General features: G+C 60.7%; 31 protein-coding genes. 16 read left to right on the forward strand and 15 right to left on the reverse strand.

All coding sequences use genetic code 11. From position 1 onward, the window contains the following. The first annotated feature begins 328 nt into the window (after window positions 1–328). The 8 genes from VJR29_06695 to VJR29_06730 all read left to right on the forward strand — a co-directional run bounded on the left by VJR29_06695 (window position 329) and on the right by VJR29_06730 (window position 5,067). Window positions 329–514 (forward strand): hypothetical protein, encoded by a 186-nt coding sequence (locus VJR29_06695; protein HKY63088.1) that lies wholly within the window; start codon window positions 329–331, stop codon window positions 512–514. 33 nt (window positions 515–547) lie between these two features. After that, window positions 548–1,063, forward strand: a complete 516-nt coding sequence (locus tag VJR29_06700; GenBank protein HKY63089.1) for a hypothetical protein — start codon at window positions 548–550, stop codon at window positions 1,061–1,063. A 183-nt stretch (window positions 1,064–1,246) separates the two neighbouring features. Continuing rightward, window positions 1,247–1,579, forward strand: coding sequence for a hypothetical protein (locus VJR29_06705; GenBank protein ID HKY63090.1), 333 nt, complete (start codon window positions 1,247–1,249; stop codon window positions 1,577–1,579). A gap of 227 nt (window positions 1,580–1,806) precedes the next feature. Next, window positions 1,807–2,727: an STAS domain-containing protein gene (locus VJR29_06710; GenBank protein HKY63091.1), complete on the forward strand. Its 921-nt coding sequence runs from the start codon at window positions 1,807–1,809 to the stop codon at window positions 2,725–2,727. Continuing rightward, window positions 2,724–3,083 carry an STAS domain-containing protein gene (locus VJR29_06715; protein ID HKY63092.1) on the forward strand — a complete coding sequence of 120 codons (360 nt, stop codon included), beginning with the start codon at window positions 2,724–2,726 and terminating at the stop codon, window positions 3,081–3,083. The genes VJR29_06710 and VJR29_06715 overlap by 4 nt, the downstream gene beginning before the upstream one ends. 10 nt (window positions 3,084–3,093) lie before the next feature. Further along, the gene (locus VJR29_06720; GenBank protein HKY63093.1) at window positions 3,094–3,489 is read left to right on the forward strand and encodes an anti-sigma regulatory factor; all 396 of its coding nucleotides are present in this window, start codon (window positions 3,094–3,096) and stop codon (window positions 3,487–3,489) included. Further along, window positions 3,486–4,121, forward strand: a complete 636-nt coding sequence (locus VJR29_06725) for a SpoIIE family protein phosphatase (GenBank protein HKY63094.1) — start codon at window positions 3,486–3,488, stop codon at window positions 4,119–4,121. The genes VJR29_06720 and VJR29_06725 overlap by 4 nt, the downstream gene beginning before the upstream one ends. After that, the gene (locus VJR29_06730; protein HKY63095.1) at window positions 4,102–5,067 is read left to right on the forward strand and encodes a histidine kinase; all 966 of its coding nucleotides are present in this window, start codon (window positions 4,102–4,104) and stop codon (window positions 5,065–5,067) included. Before VJR29_06725 ends, VJR29_06730 begins: the two co-directional genes overlap by 20 nt. Here VJR29_06730 and VJR29_06735 read toward each other — a convergent pair. Next, window positions 5,064–6,101 carry a hypothetical protein gene (locus VJR29_06735; GenBank protein ID HKY63096.1) on the reverse strand — a complete coding sequence of 346 codons (1,038 nt, stop codon included), beginning with the start codon at window positions 6,099–6,101 and terminating at the stop codon, window positions 5,064–5,066. The genes VJR29_06730 and VJR29_06735 overlap by 4 nt on opposite strands. A gap of 38 nt (window positions 6,102–6,139) precedes the next feature. Between VJR29_06735 and VJR29_06740 the strand changes: the two genes are divergently transcribed. Beyond that, window positions 6,140–6,718: a YkgJ family cysteine cluster protein gene (locus VJR29_06740; protein ID HKY63097.1), complete on the forward strand. Its 579-nt coding sequence runs from the start codon at window positions 6,140–6,142 to the stop codon at window positions 6,716–6,718. Here the strand turns inward: VJR29_06740 and VJR29_06745 are convergent. The 4 genes from VJR29_06745 to VJR29_06760 form a co-directional block, all read right to left on the reverse strand. Continuing rightward, entirely contained in the window at window positions 6,699–7,541 is an 843-nt protein-coding gene (locus VJR29_06745; GenBank protein ID HKY63098.1) for a hypothetical protein, read from the reverse strand. The two genes, VJR29_06740 and VJR29_06745, sit on opposite strands and share 20 nt — an antisense overlap. A gap of 3 nt (window positions 7,542–7,544) precedes the next feature. After that, on the reverse strand, window positions 7,545–7,832 hold the full coding sequence (locus tag VJR29_06750; protein ID HKY63099.1) for a hypothetical protein: 288 nt from the start codon (window positions 7,830–7,832) through the stop codon (window positions 7,545–7,547). Between the two features lie 85 nt (window positions 7,833–7,917). Continuing rightward, on the reverse strand, window positions 7,918–8,931 hold the full coding sequence (locus VJR29_06755; GenBank protein ID HKY63100.1) for a medium chain dehydrogenase/reductase family protein: 1,014 nt from the start codon (window positions 8,929–8,931) through the stop codon (window positions 7,918–7,920). Between the two features lie 54 nt (window positions 8,932–8,985). After that, on the reverse strand, window positions 8,986–9,525 hold the full coding sequence (locus tag VJR29_06760; GenBank protein ID HKY63101.1) for a hypothetical protein: 540 nt from the start codon (window positions 9,523–9,525) through the stop codon (window positions 8,986–8,988). A gap of 73 nt (window positions 9,526–9,598) precedes the next feature. Here VJR29_06760 and VJR29_06765 point away from each other — a divergent pair, with 73 nt between their 5' ends. From VJR29_06765 to VJR29_06780, 4 genes are all read left to right on the forward strand, one after another. Continuing rightward, window positions 9,599–10,864 carry an MgtC/SapB family protein gene (locus VJR29_06765; GenBank protein ID HKY63102.1) on the forward strand — a complete coding sequence of 422 codons (1,266 nt, stop codon included), beginning with the start codon at window positions 9,599–9,601 and terminating at the stop codon, window positions 10,862–10,864. Window positions 10,865–11,001: 137 nt separating this feature from the next. After that, entirely contained in the window at window positions 11,002–11,319 is a 318-nt protein-coding gene (locus VJR29_06770) for a hypothetical protein (GenBank protein ID HKY63103.1), read from the forward strand. A 61-nt stretch (window positions 11,320–11,380) separates the two neighbouring features. After that, complete coding sequence (locus VJR29_06775) at window positions 11,381–13,384, forward strand: ferritin-like domain-containing protein (protein HKY63104.1); 2,004 nt, start codon at window positions 11,381–11,383, stop codon at window positions 13,382–13,384. Between the two features lie 18 nt (window positions 13,385–13,402). Further along, window positions 13,403–14,047, forward strand: coding sequence for a VTT domain-containing protein (locus VJR29_06780; GenBank protein HKY63105.1), 645 nt, complete (start codon window positions 13,403–13,405; stop codon window positions 14,045–14,047). Here VJR29_06780 and VJR29_06785 read toward each other — a convergent pair. The 6 genes from VJR29_06785 to VJR29_06810 all read right to left on the reverse strand — a co-directional run bounded on the left by VJR29_06785 (window position 14,017) and on the right by VJR29_06810 (window position 21,235). After that, a complete protein-coding gene (locus tag VJR29_06785; protein HKY63106.1) occupies window positions 14,017–14,907 on the reverse strand; it encodes a thrombospondin type 3 repeat-containing protein in 891 nt (296 codons plus the stop codon). The two genes, VJR29_06780 and VJR29_06785, sit on opposite strands and share 31 nt — an antisense overlap. Window positions 14,908–14,916: 9 nt before the next feature. Continuing rightward, window positions 14,917–16,137: a hypothetical protein gene (locus VJR29_06790; protein ID HKY63107.1), complete on the reverse strand. Its 1,221-nt coding sequence runs from the start codon at window positions 16,135–16,137 to the stop codon at window positions 14,917–14,919. A gap of 2 nt (window positions 16,138–16,139) precedes the next feature. Next, window positions 16,140–17,456, reverse strand: a complete 1,317-nt coding sequence (locus tag VJR29_06795) for a thrombospondin type 3 repeat-containing protein (protein HKY63108.1) — start codon at window positions 17,454–17,456, stop codon at window positions 16,140–16,142. Window positions 17,457–17,517: 61 nt separating this feature from the next. After that, window positions 17,518–18,264 (reverse strand): hypothetical protein, encoded by a 747-nt coding sequence (locus VJR29_06800; protein HKY63109.1) that lies wholly within the window; start codon window positions 18,262–18,264, stop codon window positions 17,518–17,520. 208 nt (window positions 18,265–18,472) lie between these two features. Then, window positions 18,473–20,047 (reverse strand): multicopper oxidase family protein, encoded by a 1,575-nt coding sequence (locus VJR29_06805; protein ID HKY63110.1) that lies wholly within the window; start codon window positions 20,045–20,047, stop codon window positions 18,473–18,475. 99 nt (window positions 20,048–20,146) lie between these two features. Beyond that, complete coding sequence (locus VJR29_06810) at window positions 20,147–21,235, reverse strand: cyclase family protein (protein ID HKY63111.1); 1,089 nt, start codon at window positions 21,233–21,235, stop codon at window positions 20,147–20,149. Between the two features lie 144 nt (window positions 21,236–21,379). On the opposite strand from VJR29_06810, the gene VJR29_06815 reads away from it, so the two are divergent. Continuing rightward, window positions 21,380–22,483, forward strand: a complete 1,104-nt coding sequence (locus tag VJR29_06815; GenBank protein ID HKY63112.1) for a helix-turn-helix transcriptional regulator — start codon at window positions 21,380–21,382, stop codon at window positions 22,481–22,483. Between the two features lie 31 nt (window positions 22,484–22,514). Beyond that, complete coding sequence (locus VJR29_06820) at window positions 22,515–23,054, forward strand: hypothetical protein (protein ID HKY63113.1); 540 nt, start codon at window positions 22,515–22,517, stop codon at window positions 23,052–23,054. On the opposite strand, the gene VJR29_06825 is transcribed toward VJR29_06820, so the two are convergent. Genes VJR29_06825 through VJR29_06835 form a run of 3 tightly spaced genes read right to left on the reverse strand, consistent with a single transcriptional unit; the run spans window position 23,051 to window position 24,655 of the window. Beyond that, on the reverse strand, window positions 23,051–23,581 hold the full coding sequence (locus VJR29_06825; protein HKY63114.1) for an SRPBCC family protein: 531 nt from the start codon (window positions 23,579–23,581) through the stop codon (window positions 23,051–23,053). The two genes, VJR29_06820 and VJR29_06825, sit on opposite strands and share 4 nt — an antisense overlap. Beyond that, a complete protein-coding gene (locus VJR29_06830) occupies window positions 23,553–23,903 on the reverse strand; it encodes a metalloregulator ArsR/SmtB family transcription factor (GenBank protein ID HKY63115.1) in 351 nt (116 codons plus the stop codon). The genes VJR29_06825 and VJR29_06830 overlap by 29 nt, the downstream gene beginning before the upstream one ends. Before the next feature lie 50 nt (window positions 23,904–23,953). Continuing rightward, on the reverse strand, window positions 23,954–24,655 hold the full coding sequence (locus VJR29_06835; protein HKY63116.1) for a DUF4197 domain-containing protein: 702 nt from the start codon (window positions 24,653–24,655) through the stop codon (window positions 23,954–23,956). 74 nt (window positions 24,656–24,729) lie between these two features. Here VJR29_06835 and VJR29_06840 point away from each other — a divergent pair, with 74 nt between their 5' ends. Continuing rightward, a complete protein-coding gene (locus tag VJR29_06840) occupies window positions 24,730–25,341 on the forward strand; it encodes a DUF1579 domain-containing protein (GenBank protein ID HKY63117.1) in 612 nt (203 codons plus the stop codon). Window positions 25,342–25,345: 4 nt separating this feature from the next. Here the strand turns inward: VJR29_06840 and VJR29_06845 are convergent. Further along, a partial coding sequence (locus VJR29_06845) for a DUF5996 family protein (protein HKY63118.1) occupies window positions 25,346–25,551 on the reverse strand: 206 nt, incomplete at its 5' end.

Below are 25,551 nucleotides of genomic sequence, written 5' to 3' on the forward strand. Positions count from 1 at the left end.
TGGGGCCGGCATCGACCGGGTTCGCTTCAGGTGGGGGAGGGACTTGAACCGGTTCTTGGGGAGTGGAGGGCTCGTCATCGCATCCACTCAGGATGGCGCTGGCCACGAGCAATCCGCCGGCGGCGACCAAAAGAGGCAGCATAAAAAACTCCTTTGACCGAGCCCTGATCGAGGCTTATCGGAAACGTACAGCAATGGTTGTGGAATTGCTCACTTTGAGAAGTTTCGGCATTTTAGGCGGCCCCAGGCTCTAAAAAGACAAAGAGTTTCAGTCCTATTTCCCTGGCATTGCCCTTGCTTCTGGTAGCTCCAGCAAAAGGAGGGTTCCATGCCGAGTCCCATTCAAGCCGCCAGCGTTTCCACCGTCGGCCCCGCGCCGGTCCCCGTCAATCCGACTCCCGAAACCACCCCGCAGCCGCCGGTTAACCCGCCCACCGGCAATCCGGCGCCCAAGTTTCAACCTCCTTCGCCTCAGCAGCAGCTGCGCAAGCTTACTGGTGGAAATTCGCGCTAGGGTGTATAGCTCGGTTCCAATCCGAGGTGAACCATGGCCCTTCGCCCCTGTCAGCTTCGTTACCTTTCCTTTTTCATTCTGCTTTTGGCATCGAGTGTCCAAGCCGCTCCCATCGCGCCCGGATCTGGCGCCGCGATGTGCGGCGCTTTGACCGTCTCCGATTTTCAGGGGGTTGGCGTGGCCAAGGCCGCGCCGCCTACCGCCAACGTGACGGACAAAGGGGCCAGCGCCTACTGCGTTTATGCCGGCAAATCGAGCGCCACCGGCGGCATCGAGCTCGATGTTTTTTATCCGGCGGGAACCAATCCCGGCGAAGCCAAAGCCACGCTGGAAACCGCCGGCGGGGAGTTGAGCTCCTCCCTGAAGCCGATCGCGGTTCCCGGCGCCGACGAAGCGCGCTGGTCGCCCAATGCGGTCTCGGGTGGACCGGCTTTCGCGACGATCCTGGTTCTCCGCGGCAATCTCGTCTTCGTGCTCGGCATCCCGGCCAATCCCGCCGCGCAAGCCCAATTACTCAAGCTGGCCGACCTCGCCTTGAAACGATTCTAATTGGCGTAAAAATGGGCAGCCTCCCAGATTTTGTTCAGTGGAAAATCGCTGCATTGAGCTTCCGCGCCGCGCCGATTCTAAGTATTTGAATTTTATATAGAATATTTCGATCAGCGCCGTGAATTTGGCCTCATTATTGCTGCTTCTCTCCGGAGACCCCCTTTAAGGATGAGGTGAGAGATGATGGAAGCTTGCGTTGAAATCGAAGCCTCGGCCGAGGCCGAAGATGAAGTCACGGTCAATATGCCGGTCGAAGCCTTGCCGCCGATGCGAAGCCTCGGCTTGGTTGAACCCCTTTATCCTCCGCACTACGAACCTCCGATCGGCCGCGCCCTCCGACGGTATTTCGCGGATTGCCGGCGCCGCGCCCGGGAGCTTCGGGACTACGAAAGAATCCAATATTACAACACGCTCTATCAAAAGTGCCGCCGTCTCGGCCTCCGGATTTACGCCCACATGAAAAAGAATGCGACCAGCCGACCGTGGGAAGATTACGAAAAAAGAATTTATCGTTGATCTTGGGCTTCAAGAATCCGATTCCGGGCAGATCCGCAAAGTCGTTTTCCAGCCGCCTCGCACCATCCCCCAAGTCATTGGACTGAAATCGATGGCCTCGTGAGATAGGGGATTCCCCCATGTTCGAACAGGGGGTTCCCCTATCGCTAGAGCTCCGAACGGCGCGATAAGATCCTGAGATCGCCTAGCAATTTGTAAATCGCGAGCCGAGCCTGATGGGAGGAACCATGGAGACGTCCAAGCTTAGTCTGAGCAAGACCGCCGACAAGGACAATCCTGAAACGACGCTGATTTTGCTTCGCGAGTTGGTCGCTCACTTGCGGCAGAACCGAACCCAGCTGCGCGAGGAGTGGGCCCGCCGCATCACCGAGGCCCAGCTGCTCACCGCGATGACCCGCGAGGAAATCTTCATCGAGGCGACCTCGGTCTACGACAACTACATCGAAGTTCTCGAGACCGGCAGCGTCGAAGCCCTTCAAGCCTATGCCCGCAACCTTTCGGAACGCATCATCCCCCGCGGCGTTGAAACCCATGAAGTCGTCGGCATCGTCTTGCTCCTTCGTGACGTGCTGGCCCGCTCCTTGTTCGCCAAGTATCAAGCCGACTTCGCCAAATTGAACCGGATCCTCGACGCCTATGAGCCGGCGGCCAACCGGATCGCCAATACCGTCGCCGTCGGTTTCGTCCAAGAGCGCGAGCGCATCATTCGCCAACAGCAGGAAGCCATCCGCGAGCTTTCGACCCCGGTCTTGCAGGTTCGGGAAAGGCTGCTGATCCTGCCGATCATCGGAGTCATCGATCCCCAGCGGGCCCGCCAGCTCACCGAGCAATTGCTCCGCGGAATCCGGACCAACCGCGCCAAAGTGGTCGTCATCGACATCACCGGCGTTCCGGCGGTCGACGCCACCGTCGCCAACCACTTGGTCCAGACGGTCGATGCTTCCCGGCTGATGGGCGCCAACGTCATCGTGACCGGGCTTTCCTCGGAAATCGCCCAAACTCTGGTCACGATCGGCGTCGACTTGAGCAAAATCAACGCGATCGGCGATTTGCAGGGCGGCATCGAAGAGGCCGAAAGGCTGCTCGGTTATAAAGTTTCGATGACTCAGGAAGCCCAGGCGCTGAAGATTTCGGGTAAAGAGGCATGAGAGTCCCCATTCTTAAACAAGGCGACTATCTGATCGCCTCGATTCAATCGGCCCTCTCCGATGAGGACCTGCTGCAGCTGCGCGACGATTTGGCCGAGCAGGTCGGCAAGTTCCGCTCGCGAGCCGCCATCGTGGACGTCACCGTCTTGGATGTCATGGACTCTTTCGCGGTCCGGACGGTCCGGGCCATCGCCCATATGATCCGTCTGCGCGGCGCCGAGACGGTCATCGTGGGGATCCAACCCGAGGTCGCTTTCTCGATGGTCCAATTGGGCCTGACTTTGGGGGACGTCGCCACCGCTTTGGACCTTGAGGAAGGCTTGGCCTACCTGAATGAGCAATCAAGGAATACCTGAAGGCGCTAAAATGGAGCTCCCATTGACGATCCAATCCGGTGGAGACATCGTGGTGGCCCGGCAGCAGGGGCGGAGCCTGGCCCTTCGACTCGGCTTCTCCGACGTCGACCAAATCGTCATCGCGACGGCCATCTCCGAGGTTGCCCGCAACATCGTCGAATACGCCCAACAAGGCGCGATCAGCATCAGCCCGCTCCACCAAGGCGGACGGACCGGAATCCTCATTGTCGCCGAGGATCAGGGCCCGGGCATCGCCGACTTGGGGCTGGCGATGCAGGTCGGCTATTCGACCGGCCGGGGCCTTGGCTTGGGGCTGCCGGGAGCCCGGCGCTTGATGGACGAATTCGAGATCGCCTCGGTCATAGGCCGGGGCACCACCGTCACCATGAAGAAGTGGGTTTCGTGAACACCGTGGAGGGAAAATTCAAGGATTTGGAGTGGGCATGCTCCACCGAGGTTCTCTCCGGCGAGGTCGAGTGCGGCGACCACTGCGTCGTCGTGCCGCGCGATGGCGGCGCCCTGCTGGCGGTGATCGACGGAATTGGCCATGGGCGGGAGGCGGCCGCCGCGGCCCAATTGGCGGCCGAGCTTTTGAAGTCCCGGCCCGCCGATTCAGTCATGTCGTTGATGCATATGGTTCATGAGAAGCTTCGACTCACCCGGGGAGTGGTCATGACCTTGGCTTCCTTGGATTTTCGCGACAACACCTTGACTTGGATCGGCGTCGGCAACGTCGTCGGCTCATTGCACTACGCCAACGACGACGGTCACTTGCGGAGCGAGTCGGTGATGCTGCGAGGCGGAATGGTCGGCGTTCAGTTGCCTCAGCTGAAAGCCGAGGTCCTGCCGCTGCGGCGGGGCGATTTGCTGATCTTCGCGACCGATGGAGTTTATCCCGGCGTGCCGAATGGAGTCCCCGAAAGCCCGGTCCGGGAAGTCTGCGAGCGCACTCTGAAAGAATTCTACAAGGGCCATGACGATGCTCTGGTGCTAACCGCGCGCTATCTCGGAGGCGCCAATGAAGAAGCGGGCGATTGAAATCGAGGATCGGTTTTACGCCGTCCTGACCAAAGCCGGTGAGCGGAGCCTGGAGAAAACCCTGCAAGACTCCTACGAGATCGGAAGGGCTGCGCTCGAGGCGGGGGCCGGTGTCTTGGATTTGGCCCGGGCCCATCAAAGCGCGGTCGATCGGATCATCGACCAGCTTCCACCCAGCGAGCAGCGACGGTTCTTCGCCCTCGCTCAACAGGTCCTGCGCGAAAGCCTGTCCTCCATTGAGCTGGTCCAGGTCGGGCTCCGCGACGCCATCGCCTCGTTGCATAGCGAGATTTTGGAACGCAAGCGAGTCGAGAAGGAAGTGCTGGATATCAGCCAAAAAGAGCAGCGCCGCTTCGGAGCCGAGCTCCACGACGGTCTTTGCCAAAAGCTGGTCGGCATTTCGATGCTGCTCCACAGCTTGCTCGCCAAAGAAAAACGGGCGGGCCCGGCTCGAGAGCCGGACGAGCTTGAGAAGATCGCCCAATTGCTCGACGAGTCGGCTCGGCAGGCTCGGGACATGGCCCATGGGCTTTTCCCGGTGGAATTACAGGCCGACTCCTTGATGCTCTCCTTGAAAGCCTTGGCCGGGCGGCTGTCGGAAGCCAACGGCATCCGTTGCCGCTTTCATTGCCCGGAGTCGATCCTCATCGAGGACAACAATTTGGCGACCCATCTTTTTCGGATTGTTCAGGAGGCGACCAGCAATTCCCGGAAGCACGGCGCGGCCGATCAAATCGACATCTTGTTGCTGAAGAAGAAAGGCCAAATCGAGCTTAGCGTTCGGGACAACGGTCCCAAGGAGTTGAAGCTGAATGGAAATTCGGGAATCGGCATTCAAATCATGAAATACCGGGCTCGGATGATCGAGGCCAATTTGGAATTTCGTCGGGTGGAGCCTCGGGGAACCCTGCTGATCTGCACTTTTCCGTTTTCCGGCGATCGCTAGGGAGTGAAGCAGCCCCCGTCCTTCACCGTGCAGCGCCCGGCGGCTCCGCCCCAGTCTCTTTCGGTTTGGGTCCGGGCGTCGTCCTGGGTGCAGGCGGTGGTCGCATAGTCCCGCGGCGGATCGCCGAGGCATTCAAGGCAGAACTCGAACCACATTTTGCGGCCGCCGGGATTGGCCGGGCAGGGCGCCGGCCCGCTGACGGCGGTTTCCTGCATCGACTTTAAAGTTTTGCCGCGGGCGCTGGTCAGTCGGACGCCGACGGCCTTGGTCGTGGTCGACAGTTGAATGGTCCGGTTGCCCTCGATGGTCCCGGCCGGGCCCGGGTTGAAGATTTCCTCTTGAAGCATGCTTTCCCTCAGCACCGGATTGCCGCTGGGATCCGGGACTTCGTTGGCCTCCAGGACCTCGACCTTCTTGCATCGATTGGCCCGCCAGCGGATCGTGGCCGGAATGTTGGTCGCGGTGTTGGCCGGCGGCCCCTCGAAGAGGGCCATGACGCAGGGCTCGTTCCATACCACCAGTTTCAGAAGGGCCGGGTCGCTCTCTTTCTCCTTGCCGCTGTATTTCGGATTGATGCTGCGCTCGATGAAGCCGTAGTTGCGAATTGTGCCGTCGGCCGGCGGTGGCGGCGGCATCGCGCTGCTGAAGTATTCCATCGGATAAATGTGGATTCGCCGCGTTGTGGTGCCTTGGTTGTAATTGTCCTGCACGTCCATCACCCGATAGACCGGGCCGGGCGGCGGCGGGTTGGGCAGGGGCCAAACGTCGGTTCGGGTGACCGGCGCTCCGTCTTGCTGAACCACCAATTCGTTGAATATTTGGGTTTTGACGTTGGCCTCGAAGCCGAACCCGCCGGTGTAGGTGTCAGGGTCGCCGCTCCACTTCCAACCGCCGGTTTTGACCAGCTCCGGGGTCTTGGCCGGCGGGGCCTTATCGACGACGTTCTTGGCGGTGTCTTGGCAGGTCGTGCCCTGCAAGGCGGCTGCTCCGGCGAGAAGCAGGACGGCCGTCAGCAGACGGGATCCTTTTCCCATAGGTTTGTCCTCCCTGGATAGATCCCGAAACCGTTTCGATGATGCGCCCCTTCCATCTTGGGGCCAAGAAGTATTTAATAGCTCCCATGCGGCAAAGCCTAAGGTCCTGCTTCGGAATCCTGAAAAACCTGCTCTGGTTCGACGTCTGGCTGGTGGTTCAACTCCTCTTCGGGATGGTCCATTGGGGCGACCGCATCGCCTGGAAAATATTGGGCTACGAGAAGAAGACCCGCTACGTCCGGATGGGCGCTTGCCAGCGCAGCGGAATGTGCTGCCAGACTCTCGCCATCGAGCTGCCTTCGGCCTGGATTCGCCGCCCCTGGGTCCTGCGCTTGGCCTGGGGCTGGTACAGCCGGATTCATAACTTCCAGGCCGCCGGCGCTCCCCAAGGCCGGCTGCTGCCCCTGAACTGCGGTTACCTGCGGGGTGGGAACCTCTGCACCATCTATCCCTACCGGCCCAAGCTCTGCCGGGAATACCCGGCGACCTCTCTATTTGGGAAGGTCGAGCTGCACCGAGGCTGTGGGTTCTGGTTTCTGGAAAGAGCGAAGGTCGGGAGCTTCGGAGAGAAGCTCGCCGAGAAGGAGCACGAGCAGGCTAGTCTTCCTTCGGCTTAGACTTGGCGCCGCTTTTCTCGCCGAGCCGGGAAAGCATCTCGTCGAAATAGGGGCGGTCCCGGAGGTTCATGTATTCCTCGGGGAAGGTGACGACCTCGATCGAGGCGATCTTCCTTTGGGGATCGGCGTTTCGCAGGACGAAGGAGAAACGACTGCCGTCGACGAGCTTGGTGTTGTTCATGAACGGAGTGTCGAAGTAGGACATCGCGAATTCGATGGTTTTGAAATTGAAATTCTCGGCGGCCGAGCTGACCCGGACCTTGATCTCGGAGTCGCCGACGTCCTGCAGCCGGACCGCGAAGGGGTAAGTGACATTCCGCCCCTTCAGGTTGAAGGTTCCCATGTTTTGGCAATCGGCGCTCGATTCGACGCATAACCGGAGCTCAACCGGCTCATTGTCCGGCTTGCTGAGGAGATTGACCTGGCGGTCGGCCGCGTCGCGGGCGATGGCCAAGAGCCGGTTTCGTTGCTCGGGATTGACCCGCCGATTGAGGTCTTCGAACAGGGGCCGGGCATCGAAAAATTCCTGAAAATTGAGGGTCAGGAGGTGAAGGTACATCATCTGCTTTTCAGGATCCTTGAGGATGTCCTCGCCGAAATAGCTCCCGATCAGCGCATTGAACATCTGGGAACGCAGGTTGCTGTCGGACTGCTCGCGCTGAGTCATGATTTGGACGTAAAGCTGGGTCTCGCGGTTCTTTTCCTGGTTGTAGTTGATGACGATCGGGATCGCCACGCCGGCCAAAAGTGCCCCGATGGCGGTGACCGCCTTGCTGAGCAGGTCGAGGTTGCGCGAGGGGGTGGCCGCCGGCTCAGTGCTCAAGGTCTACTCCAGCTTCAAGTTTTTTTCGGTGGCCTGGGGGAAGACGTCGACCTTCTCCTCGCGAGAAGCGCCGTCGGGCAGCTTCACTTTGAGGACGTAGGAGCCGGGGTCGATGTTGATCGAATAAAATCCGAGGTCATTGGTCTTGGCGGTCTTGTCTTGGATGGCGACATCGGCGTTTTTGAGAGGGGCGCCCTTATAAGAGATTTTTCCGAAGATTTCGGAAGCCGAGGCCGGGAGAGCCCCCAGCATCGAGGCCAGCAGAAGGGACAGAGCGAGATACTTTTTCATGGCGTCAAAATACCTTATGGGTTGTGGGGTGACAACGACCAAATTTAGACAGGGTGACGGCCCGAGAGTTAAATGAATTTTTTGGTCAAGCGCTGAGCAGCACCTTTCCGAAATTTTTGTGGCCATGAAGGTAAGCATGGGCTTCGGCCGCCTGCTCGAAAGGAAAGCTACGGTCGACGACGGGCCGAAGCGCTCCGGCTTCGATCAGGCCTAGAATTTCGCGCAAGGATTGGGCGAGCAAACCCCGGCGGTCCCAAAGATGGCCCAAGTTGAAGCCCATGACGCCGCGGTTCTTATTCATCAGCGCGATGGGTTTGAAGGAGGGCATTCGCCATAGCCCCCGCAGCACCGAGAGCAGGTGACGGCTGTCACCGGGGCTGAAGCTGGAGATGCCGAACATCATCAGTTTGCCCAGCGACCCGAGGCAGCGGTAGCTTTTGCGATAGGATTCCCCGCCAACGGCGTCCAAGACGATGTCGACGCCCCGGCCTTCGGTGAGCCGCTTCACCTCGGCCTCGAAATCGGCCCGATGATAGTCGATGCAATGCGCCACCCCGAGCTCTTGGAGCCGCGGATGCTTCGAGGAGCTGGCCGTTCCGAAAACCTCGGCTCCCCGCCATAGGCAAATTTGGAGCGCGGCCTGCCCGACGCCGCCGGCGGCGGCATGAACCAGAACCTTGTCGCCCTTCTGAAGATTGCCTTGATGGATCAGCATGAGCCAAGCCGTGAGATAGTTGACCGGGATCGCGGCCGCTTCCTCGAAGGAAAGCTTGGCCGGCAATGGAAAGGCGAAATCCTCGGGAACCACGACGGTGTCGCTGTAGCCGCCGAAGCGGGTGATGGCCCCGGCCCGGTCGCCCGGCTTGAATTTGGTCCCGGGACCGGCTTGGTCGATAATGCCGGCTACTTCATAGCCGACCACGGCCGGCAGCTTGGGCGCGTCGGGATAAAGCCCCTGGCGGGCCAGCAAGTCGGCGAAATTGATACCCGCGGCCTTGACCCGGATGCGGAGCTCGCCGGCCTTGGCTTGGGGATCGGGCGCTTCCCGGAGCTCGAGGACCTCGGGACCGCCGATTTTGGGAATCCAGACTTGGCGCATCGAGCCTATTGAAACTCTTTGCCGGAGCGATGGAAAGCATTAAACGCCAAATAGCTAGGGTTTGGCTTTGAGGCAGGGTTTGGCGGCGGCGGAATCGGCGGCCTGGCGCGCCAGCTCATTGGCTTTGGGTCCCGGCTCGATGCGGTCGGTCACGCAAATCGCGTCGTCGCCGATCTTGGCGACCGCCAGATAGGAAGCTTTCAGCTCCTTTTGCAGGTGGGGCGCGGTGGTGACCCGCACGATCAAAGCCTTGGGTTGGCTCTTGCCCCCCTCCTTGACGATTCGCCATTCGGCCTTGTCCCCGAGGTGGGACATGGCCGGCGTGATGACCTCCCAATAATTCAGGGGATGCTCCTTGCCTTGGGGGGTGACGACGGTGATCGATTGACGCTGATCCGAATAGATCGAGAGCAGGGAATAGCCGCCGACGCCCGGGCATTTCTCCTCCTGATACTCGACGTCCTCTTTGACGAGCTTGCACTTGGCCGCCGTCAGCTCGGTATAGACGCTTTCGAGAGGGCCGGCCAAGGCCGGGGAGGCGAGCGTCGAGGTTAACATGCCGAAGGCTAAGCCGAGAGGGGCGAGGTTTTTCATGCCCTGAATATAGTATGGACTTTGGGTTCAGCCAAGCGTTGCGTGATTCCGGTTCGACGCTTAAGATCTGGCGATGGACTATACACCGGTGCGGGACTTCTTGATCGCTCTTTTTATCGGGGCCCTCGTTGGCATCGAGCGGGAGCGGCGGAAGGTCAAAGAGGGATCGGAGATCCGCGGGCTGCGGTCTTTCATCTTGATCGCCGAGGCCGGCGCCGTTTCGGCGTGGTTGGCGGTGAAGACCGGATTCCTCTGGATATTTCCCATTTCGCTGATTGGGATGATTCTGGTCCTGATGAGCGGCTATTGGTTGGCGAAGCGTGAAGACGACACGGCTTTCGGACTTACCACCGAGATAGCCTCGGTCGTCGTTTTTTTGCTCGCGGGAGCGGTGCCCTTCGGTTATCCCGAAACGGCCTTGGCCTTGGCCATCGTGGCATCGGTGGTTTTGGCTTACAAAGATCCTCTGCACGGCTTGGTGGCCAAGATCGGGACCGAGGACCTTTACGCCATCCTCAAGCTGCTGGTCGCGACTTTCATCGTCCTGCCGATTTTGCCCAACCGGTCGGTGGACCCGCTCGAGGCCTTGAATCCTTATAAACTCTGGCTCCTGGTGATTCTGATCTCGAGCCTCTCGCTGATCGGCTATGTCGCCAGCCGCTGGCTCGGCCAGCAGCGCGGCGCCGCCGTCACCGGTTTGACCGGCGGCCTGGTCTCTTCCACCGCGGTCACGCTCTTTTTCGCGAAAAGCAGCCGGGAGGAGGGCGGGGTTGGGAAGGGGGTGCTCACCGGGATTCTGCTGGCTTGGGCGGTGATGTTCATCCGGGTCTTGATCGAGGTCGCCGTGGTGCACAAGCCATTGGTGCCGGTGATCGCGTATCCTTTCGCCGCAATGACGGGAATGGCGGCGTTTGTCGCGGCCTTGGCCTATCTGCGAAAGAAGAAAGAGGAGCACGCCTCCGGTCGCGGGCCCGAGGTGCAGCTGAAGAATCCTTTCAGCCTCACGGCGGCCATCCGCTTCGCATTTTTCTTCGCCTTGATTTTGGTCATCGTGAAGCTGGCTCAGCGCTATTTGCCGGGGGCCGGAATGTACGGTGTCGCCGCCCTGGCCGGAACCACCGACGTCGACGCGATCACCTTGTCGATGGCAAAGTACGCCCAAGAGGGCGGAGAAGCCGCCGTCGCCGCGATCGCGATCACGATTGCCTCCTTGGTCAACACCTCGGTCAAAGCCGGCATCGTGGTGATGCTGGGCGCCAAGGAGGCGAAGGTGCAAATCCTCTTCGCCGCCGCCGCCATTCTCGCCGCCGGCGCCGCCGCGCTGTATTTTTCCATATAATTCGTATGCTTCCATTCTCGGGGATTGCCCCATCCTAAATTCAGGGCATGCCCGATAACTTGTTCCGTCCAACGGTAGTCAGATGGGGGAAGAAGGAGTCTCTTATGTCCAAGTCCAGGAAAATAGGAACAACTCTCGTGGCAATGCTGCTGTTTTGGGGATTCGGGATCGCGGTACCCAGCATGACCTATGCGGATCCCCCGCGCCATGCCAAGGCTTACGGCTACAAGAAGAACAAAGCCTACAAGTACACCTACTATCCCGCCAGCCAGGTCTATTACAGCCCGGTGCGCGGCGGCTATTATTATCCTTACGCCGGTGGATGGCGATTCGGGGTGACCTTGCCCACCGGAATCATTCTTGGCAACGGAGTGGCGGTCACCCTGGGAGGACCCACTCCCTATGTTTATCACCCGACGGTGATCCAGCAATATCCGGTGGTCATCGTCCCTTGACGGTTGGCTAAAAATTTCCGCCGGATTGACATTTTCGACCCTTCGCTTCAGGCTTGATCGCATGGCCCCCTCCATCGTGATCGAATCTCGAGAGCACCTCATCGGTTGGCTCGGCGAGGCCGCCGAGATCGAGCATAACCTGATGTGCTGTTACCTTTACGCGATGTTCGGGCTCAAGCGCTCGGTCGAGGAAGGGTTGAGCGAAGAAGAGTTGGCTGCCGTCGAGCGGTGGCGCAAGGTCATGTTGGGGGTGGCCTTGGAGGAGATGAACCACCTCACTTTGGTGGGAAATCTCACCACCGCCGTCGGCGGCTCGCCTCATTTCGGCCGCCCCAACTTTCCGACCGATCCCGGACCCTATCCGGCGGACCTGGTCATGGAGCTGGCGCCCTTCAATTTGGATACCCTCGATCATTTCATCTACGTCGAAAGGCCGGAAAACCAGGCCTATCCCGATGGAGCCACCTTCGAACGAGGTTACAGCTATGTCCGCGAACCCTTGAGCGGGCGCTTGATGCCCTCGGCCGGGACTTATCCGACGGTCGGCTCGCTCTATCAGTCGATCCGCCAGAGCATCGCGGCCTTGGTCGAAAAGATCGGCGAGAAGCGGCTCTTTTGCGGCTGCCCGACCATTCAAATCGGCCCGCTTGAATCGCAGCTGCCGGGGCTCAATGTCATCCGCGATCAGGCTTCGGCCAACTTGGCCTTGGATACGATCGTCACCCAAGGCGAGGGAGCGGCGGTCGAGGAGGGATCCCACTTCGCGCGCTTTCTGCAGATTCGGCGGGAATACGAAGAGCTGCTTAAAAAGAATCCGGCCTTCGTTCCGGGCCGGCCGGTGGCCCGCAATCCGGTGATGCGCTCGCCGATCAAGTCGGCCGGCCGGGTTTGGGTGACCGAGCCCTTGGCCTCGCGCTACATCGACATGGCCAATGCCATTTACACTTTGATGCTGCGGGTCTTGGTCCAGATTTACTCGATCACCGGCCGCTCCCGCGAATCCAAGCGGGCGCTGCTCGATACTTCTTACGCCTTGATGCACAGCTTGGTCCCGATCGCCGAAACTCTCACTCGGATGAACGCCAACAAGGATTTACCCGGGGTCAACGCCGGGATGAGCTTTGCGATGCTGCGCTCCTTGGCCCCGCTCGAAGCCTATTCGGAAAAGGCGGTGCTCACCGAGCGCATGAATGAGGTCCTGTCCGGTTTCAAGGTTTTGCAAGCAGAAGTGGGGAGCTTCGGCCGCGATCATCCCGAGCTCGCCTCTTGCTTGGCCCAGCTCCGCCGGGCCGCCGAGCCCATCGAACGGGCGCGGGATGCCCTGCTGAAAGTGGAGTGGAAGCCGCCGCTCCATGGCGCCGCGCCGGCCCCGAAAGCACCGGCGTCCGCCGCAGCGGCCAATTCCCTTCCGGCGGCGCTTCCCGAAAGTCCCCAGATCGAGCGGGCCGAGGCCAAGGAGATCACGATCAGCTTCGAAGGCAAGCGCTGCATCCACGCCCGCCACTGCGTGACTCTGCTGCCTGGGGTCTTCAAGGCCAATGCTCCCGGACGCTGGCTCTTCCCGGACCAGGCCGAGGCCGAGGACTTGGCCGCCGCGATTCGGCAATGCCCCTCGGGCGCCCTCCAATACCGGCGCCGCAACGAAAGTCTCAATGAGAAGGGTCCGGACGTGAATTTGATCCATCTGCGAGAGAATGGGCCTTACGCTTTCCGGGCCGACATCCGCCTCGACGGAAAGCCGATCGGCTATCGCGCCACGCTCTGCCGCTGTGGCCAATCCAAAAACAAACCCTTCTGCGACTCGGCTCACCGAAAAATCAATTTCCAGGCCAGCGGCGAGCCGGCGACGCTCGAAGACGCCGAGCTGTCCGAACGGAACGGGCCCTTGCTGGTGGAGCCGACGCTCAACGGCCCCCTGCGAGTCCAGGGCAACCTTGAAATCTGCTGCGGCACCGGCCGGGTGGTTTTGCGCACCACCGAGGCCCGGCTTTGCCGCTGCGGTCACTCCAAAAACAAGCCGCTCTGCGACGGATCCCACGTGGCGGCTGGATTCAAAAGCGATTGACGCAGCCCGGGCGCCTTCATGCAATACCGCCGATTGTTCATCCTGCTCGCGATGGTCGCCGCTTTGGTGGGAGCCATGGCCTTGGATCCGGTCCATGGCACCGTTGCCAGCGCGCTCGAATGGGCCAAGCAAGTCATCCGCCATCACGAAGCCTTGGGATTGTTGGTTTTTGTCCTGCTTTCGGCCTTATCCGCGGTTCTATTTTTCTTCTCGACGGCGGTGATCGTGCCGGTGGCCATCTATTCCTGGGGCAAGCCGGCAACGATCCTGCTATTGTGGGTCAGTTGGATGCTGGGCGCGGCGGCTTCCTATTGGATCGGCCGGCGTCCGGGAAGGAAATTGGCGAAATGGCTGGTGCGCCCCAAGCAGGTCGCCAAATATGAAAAGAAGATCACGGCCAAGGCTAATTTCCCGCTGGTGCTGTTGTTTCAAACCGCGGTGCCCTCGGAGATTCCGGGCTATGTCCTGGGAGCCTTGCGCTACGGGTTTGGCAAATACCTCGGCGCTCGAGCCTTGGCCGAGGTGCCGTTTGCCATCGCGGCGGTTTATCTCGGCGAGTCCTTTCTCCGCCGGCAGTACCTTCCGGTGATCGCGATTGCGATCGGAGGAATCCTCTTTTCGGGCCTAGCCCTCTATTTTTTGCACCGGCGCATCGATCGGTGACGCCAAGCCCAGGCCAGGCCCGGAAGGGCCAGGCAGGCCAGCCAAGGCCCGACCTTTTCGGTTTCGCCGGCGGCGCTCAGCCCACAGCCCCCGCCGTTGTCGACCGCGGGATCTCCCAGATTGGAGTCCTCGCCATCGACGCTGCCGTCGGGGCTGCGGTCGCAAACGTTGCCCGCTCCCTCGCCGTCATTGTCGGCTTGGTCGGGGTTGAAGTCCTGGGGGCAGTTGTCGGTTGCGTTGGGCACACCGTCGCCGTCGCTGTCCGGCGGCGGCAGGCATATTTGGCGGGTGGCGCAGTCCGGGTCCTCGCAATCGACCAAATCGTCGGTGTCGTCGGAAGCTCCGTTGTTGCAGAGCGACTCGACGCCGTCGCAGGCATTGCCTTCGCCGTCCGAGTCGGTGTCGGCTTGATCGGGGTTCGGCACGCTGACGCAGTTGTCATTGGCATCGGTCAAGCCGTCGGAATCTTCATCCTCGCAGGCGTCGCCGATGAAGTCACCGTCGAGGTCCTCCTGGCCGAAATTCGGGACGTCGATGCAATTGTCGAAACAATCGGGCCAAAAGTCCCCGTCGGTGTCGATGCAGCAGAAATCGGTCGCGCAATCGGGGTCCTCGCAGTCGAAGAGGCCGTCGCCGTCGTTGTCCGTGACGTCGAAGCATTGCTCGAAGTCGGGGTCGCAAGCGTTGCCGGTGCCGTCCATGTCGGCGTCGGCTTGGTCGGGATTGTAGAAAAAGACGCAGTTGTCGACCTCATCGGCGATGCCGTCGTCGTCCTCGTCACCGGGAACCGCGCCAGCGGGCAAGGCGAAGGCGAGCAGCGCCAAGAGTCCGAAGATGGCCAAAAGACGTTGGGTCGCCATAATCACTCCTTAAAAAGTCGGCGCCGCCGGGAAATCGGCCGGCAAGTTAACCCGCGGATCGGCCGCCGTGAGCAAAGGCAAGAATGGGACTTCGCTCACGTCGATGCCGATATCCCGGCAGGTGCCTTCCTCCACTCCCACCGCGGTGGATAGCTGGGCGCACTCGGCGGTGAAATTGTCGATATCGGGCGGCGGTGCGAAGGCGAATTCCGGAAAGCGCAGGAAGTCTTGAAAGGTGCCGCTCCAAAAGTCGAAGTCGGTCCGATAGCGGGCCAGGTATTGGAGGGTCGAATTGGTCTCGGGCTCGGCCGGAATCGGTTGGTTGACGCTCTCTTGAATGGTCTTGAGCAGGCGGCCCTCGTCGGCCGGGTCGTCCAAGGCCACTTGCTCGACCTTGACGTAGCTGACGGTAAAATCGAACTGGGCGTCGGTCAGCGAGTCGGTGCTGAGGTAGTATTCGGTCGTCAAATCCAGTGGGCGATCGGGGTCGCGGTGGTTGTAGTCGGCCCCGAAGCTATTGGTCGAGGTCGGCGGCTCGCCGCTGGTGTCCTGGTGGGCCAGGGTGACTCGAAAGGAGCCGACGCCGGGGTTTCGCTCGTTCGCCGGGGTATCGGGATCGTCGCGGATCGGAAGGGCGGTCATCACGCCGGCCATTAAGGGGACGAACTCGCCGGTTCCCGAGGGATCGTTCCAAATTCGGTAGCAAATTTCCCCCAAGTCCTCGAAGGCGGCCTGGGTCGGGCAGGGTGCGTCGCAGCCGGTGGGGCAGGTGCAACCGGTGCACCCGCGGGTGGTGCCGGTTCCGTCGAAATCGAAGTCGGCGAAGTCGATCTTGATCGTGCTCCCGGTGAAGGCGTCGGGCGCGCTGAACGTCCGGGTCACCGGGTTGGTCGGAATGTCGAAGCGCGATATCTCGATGAGGACCGACTCGACGGCGGTGTTGGCCAGCTGGTTGATGTTGAAGCCGAAGACGATCGCGTCGAAGAACTCGCCGCCGATCGGCAGGACTTCGTTCTTGAACCGCCGGATCAGGTCGAAGGACATCGAGCTCGGGACCGCCACCGCAACCTCGGAGGTATTCACCTCGACGCTTTCGGGGATGCTGATGGCCGATGGCACCTCGGCCAGCGGCGCCGGCGGGCCGGCCGGATTGGTCCCGACGCAGCCGAGCAGCAGCGAGCCCAGGGCCAGGCCAAGGAGCCGATCGATTTTTTTTCGCCAGTTCTTCAACGCTAGGGCTCCACGCAGCAAACGCCGTTGCAAGTCAACTCGAGGCTGCCGATGCCGACGGTGATCAAATCATTGCAGACCCTTTGGCCGAAGGGCGGCCCGCAGTCGACATTGGCCGGGAACTCATCGCTGATCGGAGGGCAGAGCTCCGGATCGGATTCGAAGAGGAAACAAATGTCGTTGCCGAATTGGGCCGAGCAGAAGCCGGTTCCCCCCGGTCCCTGGCACAAGCCGCCTAATTCGGGCGGGTCGTTGCAGAAATCAGCCGGCGGATCGGGAAACGCGAATAGCTGGCAGCAGCCGTCGGCGTTGCATTCTTGCGAGAAGGCTCCGCAGCCGCCTTCGAGGCCGTGGGCTTCGTTCAGCTCGTCGGCTTGGCGGCAGCTCAGCGAGGCGAAGGGAGCCTCGGGACACTCGCCCTGGCAGCAGCCGCCAAGGCAGAGCAGCTCGGCCGGGCAATCGTCCGAGGTCCCGCAAAGCTCCAGGCCGGGAGCGCAAATGTGGAGGCAGGCGTCGCCGCGCCCGTCTTCGCTGCCGCCGGCTTGGTCGGCGTTCGGGGTGATCGGGCAGTTGTCGCAAGTGTCGCCCACACCGTCGCCATCGCTGTCGGTTTGCTCGAAATTGGCCTCAGCCCGGCAGTTGTCGAAGTCATCGTCGACCAAGTCGCCGTCCCCGTCGACGAAGCAAACCGAGGTCTCGAGGGAAGAGCGGCAATTCAAGCCGCGAAATTGGCCCAGCGCATCGAGGAATTGCGGCGTCAAGCTCACCGCTCCGCCGTTTGGGTCAACACCGACCAGGAAGGCGGCATTGACTTGGAGGAGATTCAAGTCGCCGGCGATCGCCGATCCCGAGAGCGACAGGCTGAGGGCCGCGCCGTCGAGCTTGGCCCCGCAACCCGGAAAATCGATCCGCAATCGGGCGTCGTGGGTCCCCGAGAGGATCCGCCCCGGCGGCCCTAAGAGCAGAGAGTTGAAATGGACCCGGCCTTCGAACAGGTGGGAGCAGCCTTCGTCGCTCAACGACTCGCAATCGCCGCCGACCGACAGCGATCCTTCGAACAGGGTGTCGAGCAAGGCGCCGAGCCCGGCCCGGCAATCGAAGCCTGAAGTCGCGGTCAATTCGAGGCCTGAGGCATTCGCCAGCCCCAATGCCGAAAGGATGGCTTTGGCGGCGACCGTGGCTGCATCCAGGCTGTTTTGCTGGCTCACGCTGGCTCCTTCCAGCTTGGCCACCCTCAACAGCTCGGCTTCCGACGGGTTGGAGTCGGAGCAGCCCCACAGAAGCAGAAAGGCGCAAAGGACAGGGATTAAATGTTTCATGGCCTGGTGAATAGAGGGGGAGCTTGGGGCCTCCCCCTTTTTCCGGCTTTGATTGGTCAAATCAATAGGCGCCGTCGCCGGGAGTCGTGGAATTCACCGTGCAGACTCCCCAGCCGGCCTGATAAGCGCCGGTCGTGGGATTACGGCCGATCGCGTTGCAGCAAAAGCTCGACCAATCGCCATACCAGGAGGTCCCACTTGCCGACGTTGCGGTTCCGCAACCGAGGGCCGCCCAGCCGGCGGCGCCGAACTTGCGGACCTCACGGCAACCCAATCCCTTGGTTCCGCTCGGATAGGTGTAGGTGACGCTGGACATGCAGGGAATCTCGCCGGAAGCAACCTGGGCGTTGCCAAAATCCGGGAATTCAGGCGGAACTTGGTTGACATTCAGCAAGGTCAGGAAGCCGACCATGGCGGAGTTGATGCCGAATTCGGCCAACTGATTGTTCGCGCTCGAAATGTAGGTTGTAACTAATTTTTCGTCGAGCCCCAGGCTTTTCACCGCCGAAGAAAAGAGCCCTTGGATCTTTCCGGGATCTTCGATGTCCGGGTTGACGGCGACTCCGCCGATAAACAAGGTGGCCGGCGGCGGAAGGTTGCAGACCGACCGGCAGGCGATGACGTCGGCCCTTTTGCATTCGCCGCTGGATTGCCCGTCATCCTGCAGGCAATTGATGACGCATTGTTCGTCGATTTGATCGCCGCTTAATTTAGAGCTTTCGCCGACGCCGATGGTTTGGCTCATGGCTTGGCTTGCGAACAAAGCCATCCCCATGAAGGCAATAACGCCCACTATCCCTTTCCGCATATATCCTCCTAACCGTTAACGAGTTCCCGACTCCCCCGTGTCCTCCGCGCGCGGATGCCCCCACTTCTCCGCAGAGAAAGACCAAGAAAGACGAGACTGTTAAAAATGAACCCCTATACCAATTTCAGAAATTGTGTACATGTTAAGGCGGTTCGCGTCATAGGCCTAGTGGTTTTTTTTGATTTAGGAAAAATTTTTCGGAAAAGAGCTAATGATGGACGTGAGCGGCGTTGACGTTGCAGACCGCCCGCTCCGTGGTGCTCATCATTTCCCGGGTGGTGGAAGAGGGGCTGCCCATCTCACAGGCGCCGGCCGTCTCGGTGACCGAGATGTTCTGCATCATCCCATTATCCTCGTGCTCGCCGATATGACAGTGATAGACGAAGTTTCCCAAGATGACCGGATTGGTGAAGGGAATTCGCACTTTCACGGAGCCCTGCGGATCTTCGGCGGTCGGACAGGTGCAATTTTGGCAATTGCCGGAGTCGTCGCATTGGCAGCGGTCGGGATGGCCGGCGTCTTGGGCCCGGAAATCCAGGGCCACCGTGTCTTGCCGGCCGATGAATTCCACCGCTTGCCCATTCTTCTCCACGACCTGGAAGTCGAGCTGATGGATGTGGAAGACGTGATTTTCGCCGGTGCAATTGTTGAGCGTCCATTCCTCCACGCAGCCCAGCTGAACGGCGGTGTTGATCTTGCTCATGTCGGTCTGCTCGTTATTGATGCAAAACTGCGAGCCGTCGCCGGTCTCCGAAAAATCGAAGGTTCGGCTGCAACAGACCGGGGCTTCGCGCAAGTCGGCCACCGCCGGAAAATTCGAGGGCAGGGGGATCTCGGGCAGGGCCGAGCCCTCGGAAACCAGCGTCGCCAGCGCGACCTCGGGGTAAGTGTCGCCTTGGGGCCCCATCGAGATTGCCCGAGTCTTGAAGGTGTATTCGCCGGGCGGGCCGCCGCGGACTAGGAACTCGGTGCGGGCGCTGGTCGGCAGCCAGATGTGATCCATCGGCACCAGCTGGTTGTGGAGGTTTCCGTCGCGCGCGATCTCGTAGAGGGCGTGGCCCTCCAGCTCGAGGTCATAATAGATGTCGGCGCCGATGTTGCCGACTCGCCAGAGCTGAAGCTCGCCGGGTTGGATGGTGACCAGCGGATTGATCAGACCGTTGAGCGTCCGCTGGGTGGGTTGGGAGCTGTCGGGTGGATTGGGCACTTCGCCGTTCACGATTTGGATGTCCTTGAGCATCATGATCCGCTGGGTGATGCCGGCGAGCTCGGGAAAAGGGTCGAGCAGGCCTTCGACGATGAGGGCGCCCGACATGCCGCCGCCGATCTGGTCCTCGGTCAAGCCGTGGAAGTGGGGATGGTAATAAAACAAGCCCTCGGGATGATCCGCGGGAACATGCACCTCGTAGTCGAAAGTCGAGCCCGGCTCGATGGTCAAGAAGACATTGTCCGAGGGGGTCAGCGGCGAGACGTTCAAGCCATGGTAATGGAGGTTGGTGTTCTGGTCGATGAGGTTGTTCAGCCGCAGCAGTATCGTGTCGCCGGGCCGCAGGCTGAGGGTCGGCGGAACCAACATGCCATTGTATAGGTTGGTCATGACGGGGACTCCGCCGACCTCGATCGGTTTCCGCTCGGCGCTCAGCTCGGCCCGGAGGATTCCGCTTTGGCTTTGGATGGTCGGCGGCTCGCGGAAGCCGTTTTCCGATTTGGAGCAGGCGAAAGCCGGGAGCAGCGACAATGACGAAAGACCGACCAGGGCGAGGCGGAGCGGGGGAATTTTCATGAGCGGGACTTTGGACCAAAGTCACCGCTAAATCAAAAAAAAAGGGATGGCCGAAAGGCCATCCCTTGCTTCGCGTCTCCCAAGAGGGGGTATGGGAACTTAGCGAATGGCGATCGGGTGACCGGGCGACCCGGTGGCGCCCTTCATCGGCACCGGCAGGGCGATGTAGCCGAAGATGTAGGCCGTTTTGCCGGCCAAGGCCTTGGGGAATCCGAGGTCTCGAAGGTGGTCGAAGTGCTCGGCGACGTCATGGGCCAGCTCGCCCAGGTGCATGGATTCCTGCATCGGGATTCCGTTCTTGATCAGGAGCTCGTGGTGCACCGGAAATCCGATGCCGAGCTCGAACGGAGCATTGGGGTTGGGTGCGACCTCGATGCCCCAATTGTCCGACCCGACCGTCGTGACCCGCTTCGAGCCCAACCACTGGGCGACCGGCAAGCCGATTCCGGGCTGGGCCAAGCTTCCCAGGTTGGGATCGATATAATAGCCGAAGGTTCCCAGCTCCCAGAGCTCCTCGTGTCCGGTCATGATCAGGACCGCATCCCCTTCTTTGATGTCGCTGCGCGACAGGCCTTGGGCTTGCAGGGTGGCGTCGATCATGGCCATCGTGATTTCTTGTCCGGCCACTAATCGGTCGCCGCCGTTGGCATACCGTTGGACATCCAGCAGAATTCCCCGGGTCACCATCGGCTTGAGGGTGTCGACTCCGAGATGCTGGACCCCATTGGGGAAGTCGAAGACGTCGGCGCCGGTGAATTGATTGTAAAACACCGCGTCATCAAGGTCAGTGGTGCCGTGGGGGAGGTAGCTAAAGTGCGAGAGAGAGTCCAGCTGGGTGCCTTGTTGGCCGATGTTTCCGTGGAAGAGCTCGCCGGTCCCGACCTGGTTTCCAAAGACCAAGGCCAGGGTGTCTGGCACCGTGACGCTCCAACCGTCGGAACCGGGAAATGACGGCATATTGTTTTCGTAAGTGTGGCCCAAGCGATAGACCTTGCCTTCGCCCAACAATACTTCGAGTGCCATCTCCTTTGCTTTCAAAGGAGTCTGAGTGTTCGTGGCACCGGCTTCGTCGTCGGGGCCATAAGGCGAAGGGCCCGGCAGCGGATCGTAAGCTTGAAGTTGAGCGGTCGAAAATGCGGATAGACTCAACCCGAGCAGGGTCGAGACAAGCGAACGTCGTGTCTTCATGTGAAACTCCTTTCGGATTCTTGGATCGAGGAATGGAAAATTATCAGAGGCAAATTTTCCTTTCGTCATCGGAACCGATGATTTTGCAATTGCCGGCGAGGATTTTCCGGGAGTATTGTTGATCGGCCATTCACGGGGGAAACGATGGTGCCGGGTCGAATCAAGGAAAAGCTGATCAATCGCATCGTCGCCGCAGCGACCGAGGCTTTGACGCTCGAGGAGCTGGGACGCGACGCTTTGCTTCCGCTCGAGCAATTGCTCGGCGCTGGGCGATTGCTGCTCTACTCCAGCAGCAGCGAGCAGCCTTTCGTGGCCAAGGCCGGGTCGTCGGATTGCCTGCCGGAATACGCGGCCGAGTTCGCGGCCGTGGATCCGATCCAAGATTTCTTGCGCCAGGAAAATCCCGCCTTGTTCGCCGCCGGCCATTGGCGGGATTGGAGCTCTTTTCGCGGCCATCGGGTCTTTCGTGATTTCTACGATCGTTGGGATTTATCTTGGCTCTTTCACATTCGGCTCAACGAAACCGGTCATATGGATCCGGGATACGCTGCCATCGTTTGCGGACGCTCCGGGAAGCTGCCCGATTTCGATGCCGAGGATTTGCGGGCGGCGGCGGCGGTCTTGCCGGCCTTGGCGGCGGCGGTGCGGCGTTCCGGCCGGGTGGCGGCCCGGCTTTCTTCGGCCGCGGCGATTGAAGCTTTGTTCGAGCGTGGCCAAGCTCGGGCGGTCTTGGCCATGGATTTACGAGGAGAGGTGCTTTGGATATCGGCCCAGGCCGAAAAATTGCTCAGCCCCTTCCTCGGCGGTAGGCGAAGGCTGCCCGATTCGCTCCGCTTGGCCGCCCGCAGGCTCGGGGAGGTTGCCCAAGGGCGGTACCTTCCAACTCGAGGGCCGGCGATTTTCAATGAAGTTATCTCACGTCAAGACGGAGTTCCGCTTGAAGCCGAGGTGTATTTGGCGCGAACCGCCGACGGAGATCCGTTCGTCGCGGTTGACTTGGGCGGCGCCGGCATACCGGCCGGTCTTTTCGAGCTCGCTCGAAGCCGCGGCCTGACCCGGACCGAGACCGAAGTTTTATCCGATTTGGCTCGCGGTCAATCCGACGCCGAAATCGCGAGCCGACGCTTCATTTCCATTCCCACCGTCCGGACTCACGTCACCCGGGTGATCCAGAAGTTCGGAGTCCACTCCCGGCTTCAGGCCGTCGCCTTGGCCTTGGGAACCGTTCCGAGGAATTCGGCGGGTTAGCTCGATATTTTTTCATCGAAAGGAGATCTCTATGCCTCGTTCCCTTAAAGCCGGCCTGCTTTTCACGGCGCTGGCCTTGATCGTTTCGGCCTGCAGCAAGAAGCCGGAGCCGGCTCCGGCGGCCAATCCAGCGCCGCCCGCGACTCAAGCCGAACCGGCGCCGGCCGTGCCGCCGGCTCAAGCCGCCGCGGCCGCGCCCGCGCCCGGATTCGACGGCGACTGGCGGGGCGAAAGCGGGCCGGATCTGCCGATCAGCTTTAACATTCAGGGCAATCAGGTGACCTCGCTCAGCGCCAGCTACATGGGCCAAAGCGGTTCCTGCTCCTTCAACGGCTCGATTTCGAGCGAGGGTCCCGCGACCATCGCCGACAAGTCTTTCACCGCCAAAGGAAAGAACGAAAGCCACGGTTACGTCGAGTTCACCGCCACCGGCAGCCTGACCTCGGCCACCGAGGCTTCGGGCACCTTGGTCTGGAAGGGGAAGTCCGAGCTTTGCGGCGATTTCAACCTTCAATACAAGTGGACGGCGAAAAAGGAGCCGGCGGAGCCGGTCGAGCCGATCGACGATTAAAGCCGGTTTGAATACTCTTTTTCCAGCTTCGCGATGCTGGCCCAAAAGGGAGGATTGTCGACTCCCTCGAGCCGGGCCTTGAGCACGCCGAGGTGGGTGTGCCATCCGCCGGCGACGCTCAGCATGCCCTCGCGATCGGCCAAATGACGATGGGTCAGCACCAGTAGCACTTGGCCGTCCCTCGGGCTCAGCTCGAAGGTGACCTCGGAGGGAATCTTGCCCTCGCCCTCGAACCAAGTGAAGGTCAACAGTCGGGGTGGCTCGCAAGCCAGAACTCGACCGTGACTGGACATGCCCTCGTATTTGCAGAATTTCTCGGGCGTCGCTTCGTCTTTCGCCGCAAGCTGGGAATTGCGGAAGGTCAGCTCGACGCCGCCGCCGACTCGGAGCTCCATCGGGCCGGCGGCCAGCCAGCTCCGGCGCTTTTCCGACTCGGTGAGAAAGGCCCAGACCCGCTCGATCGGTCCGGGGAGCAGGCGCTCGAAGCGCACGGTGGTTTCATCGATTTTTTTTGCGTACTCCGTCATGTTTTCCTCCTGAATTTTTGTCGGTGGATTTCAATTGCTTCTCCAGCGCATCGAGCCGGATCGACCAGAAGCGGCGGGTCCGGTTGAGCCAGTCTTCCAATTCGTCCATGCCGGCCGGGTTGAGGGTATAGATCCGCTGTTGGGCCCGGGTTTCGACTTGAACCAGCTGAGCCTCGCGCAGGACTTTCAAATGTTGAGAGACGGCCGGCGGGCTGATCGGGAAATGATGGCCGATGTCGCTGGCCGAGAGCTGGCCGGATCGGGCCAATAGCTCGACGATGCTGCGGCGGGTGGGGTCGGCAAGGGCGGCGAATATCGACATAAGCCCTTTATATAGCCAAATACTTAATTAAGTAAACAATTAAATAAAAATTAGGAGCCGAAGACCCGGCGCAGGATGTCGGTGACCCGGGCCGCCGGATCCTTGCGGATTTTTTTCTCTTCTTCGGCGATGAGCTTGAAGAGGCCGGAAACCGCCCGCTCGGTGACATAGTCCTCGAGGTTGGGATTCACCTTTTGCATGAAGGGAATGCGGTTGTATTGGGTGACCAGCGGGTTCCAGTACTTGGTGACCTCGACCTTATCCATCGCCGATCGGACCACCGGTCGGAAGGCTTTGGTCAAAGGAAGGCTGGTTTTCCGTCGAAGATAGGCGGTCGCGGCGTCGTTGGGTCCCCGAAGGATTTGAAAGCCGTCCTCGATGGTGAGCTCCTTGACCGCCTGGAGAAAGATCGGCCCGGCCTTCTTCGCCGACTCCTCGGCCGCGCGGTTGAGGGTGAGAACCAATTTGTCCACCTGACTCTTGAGCCCGATCTTCTCCAGCATCTGTTTCATCTGGATGGCTTGGGGCGGGAAGGGGATGAAGATCGCGGGGTTTTTATAGAAGCCGTCGATTCGGGAGGCCCGGCCGGCCGCGGTGTTCACGCCCAGGGCCAAGGCTTCCTTGAGGCCGCGGATAACCTCGCTCTGGCTCAGTCCGGGCTTGGTCGCCGGGGTCAGGGCGAAGGCCTGGCCTGAAAACATGAGGGCCAGGGCCGTCCAAGCTCCCAGCCGTCGAAGGAAAGTTTTCTTCATTCGGCGATCTCCATTTTCGTTGCCACTCTTCCCTGAAAAAAGTAGTTTTGCACGAAATTTAAATAGGAGGACCTATGTTCGCGAAATTTTTGACTTCAACCGCAGTGGCTTTGGCTTTGACGGTCTCCCTTGGTGTTTCGTCACATGCCGCTGACAAGAAAGCCGAAGACAAGGCCAAAATGGAGGCGATGATGGCCAAGGCCAAGGCCGCCGGAACTCCCGGTGCCGGCCACGAGGTCCTGAAGCCGCTGGCCGGCAACTGGACGGCCACCAGCCGACATTGGATGCCGGGCGAGAAGAAGCCTCAAGACTCCGCCGGCACCAGCTCCTTCACCTGGGTCTTGGACGGGCGCTTTCTGCGCCAAGACTTCAAGGGCAATTGGGCGGGCCAGCCTTTCGAGGGCTTGGGCTTTCTGGGCTACGACAACGTGAAAAAGGAATACGTTTCCACTTGGATGGACAGCATGTCCACCGGCATCGGCCAAGCCACCGGCCAATGGGATGCCGCTGCCAAGACGATCACCGATCAAGGCAGCTTCAGTTGCCCGCTCACCGAGAAGACCATGACTTTCCGCGCCGAGTGGAAATTCGTCGACAAGGACAATGTGATCTACAGCATGTTCATGAAGGACGAGGCCGGCAAGGAGACCAAGGCGATGGAGATCAAGTACAAGCGGGCGAAATAAGATCTTAAGTCAGCGGGCGCGGCACCGCCGGCCGGCCGAGCGGACATTCCAGCGCGGCCCGATCCCAGTGGCCGGTTTCGGCCGCGGCCCGGTAGGTCGTTTCGAGGAATTCAAGCAAGGTGGCCGCGGGATCGGCCGCGGTTCGAACCGCATCGTAGGGCAGGAGAAATTCCCCCAAACCTTTGTCATAGAAGGCCGCCGCCGGGGCCA

It is taken from the genome of bacterium (assembly GCA_035281585.1).
Lineage (GTDB): Bacteria > UBA10199 > UBA10199 > DSSB01 > DSSB01 > DATEDP01.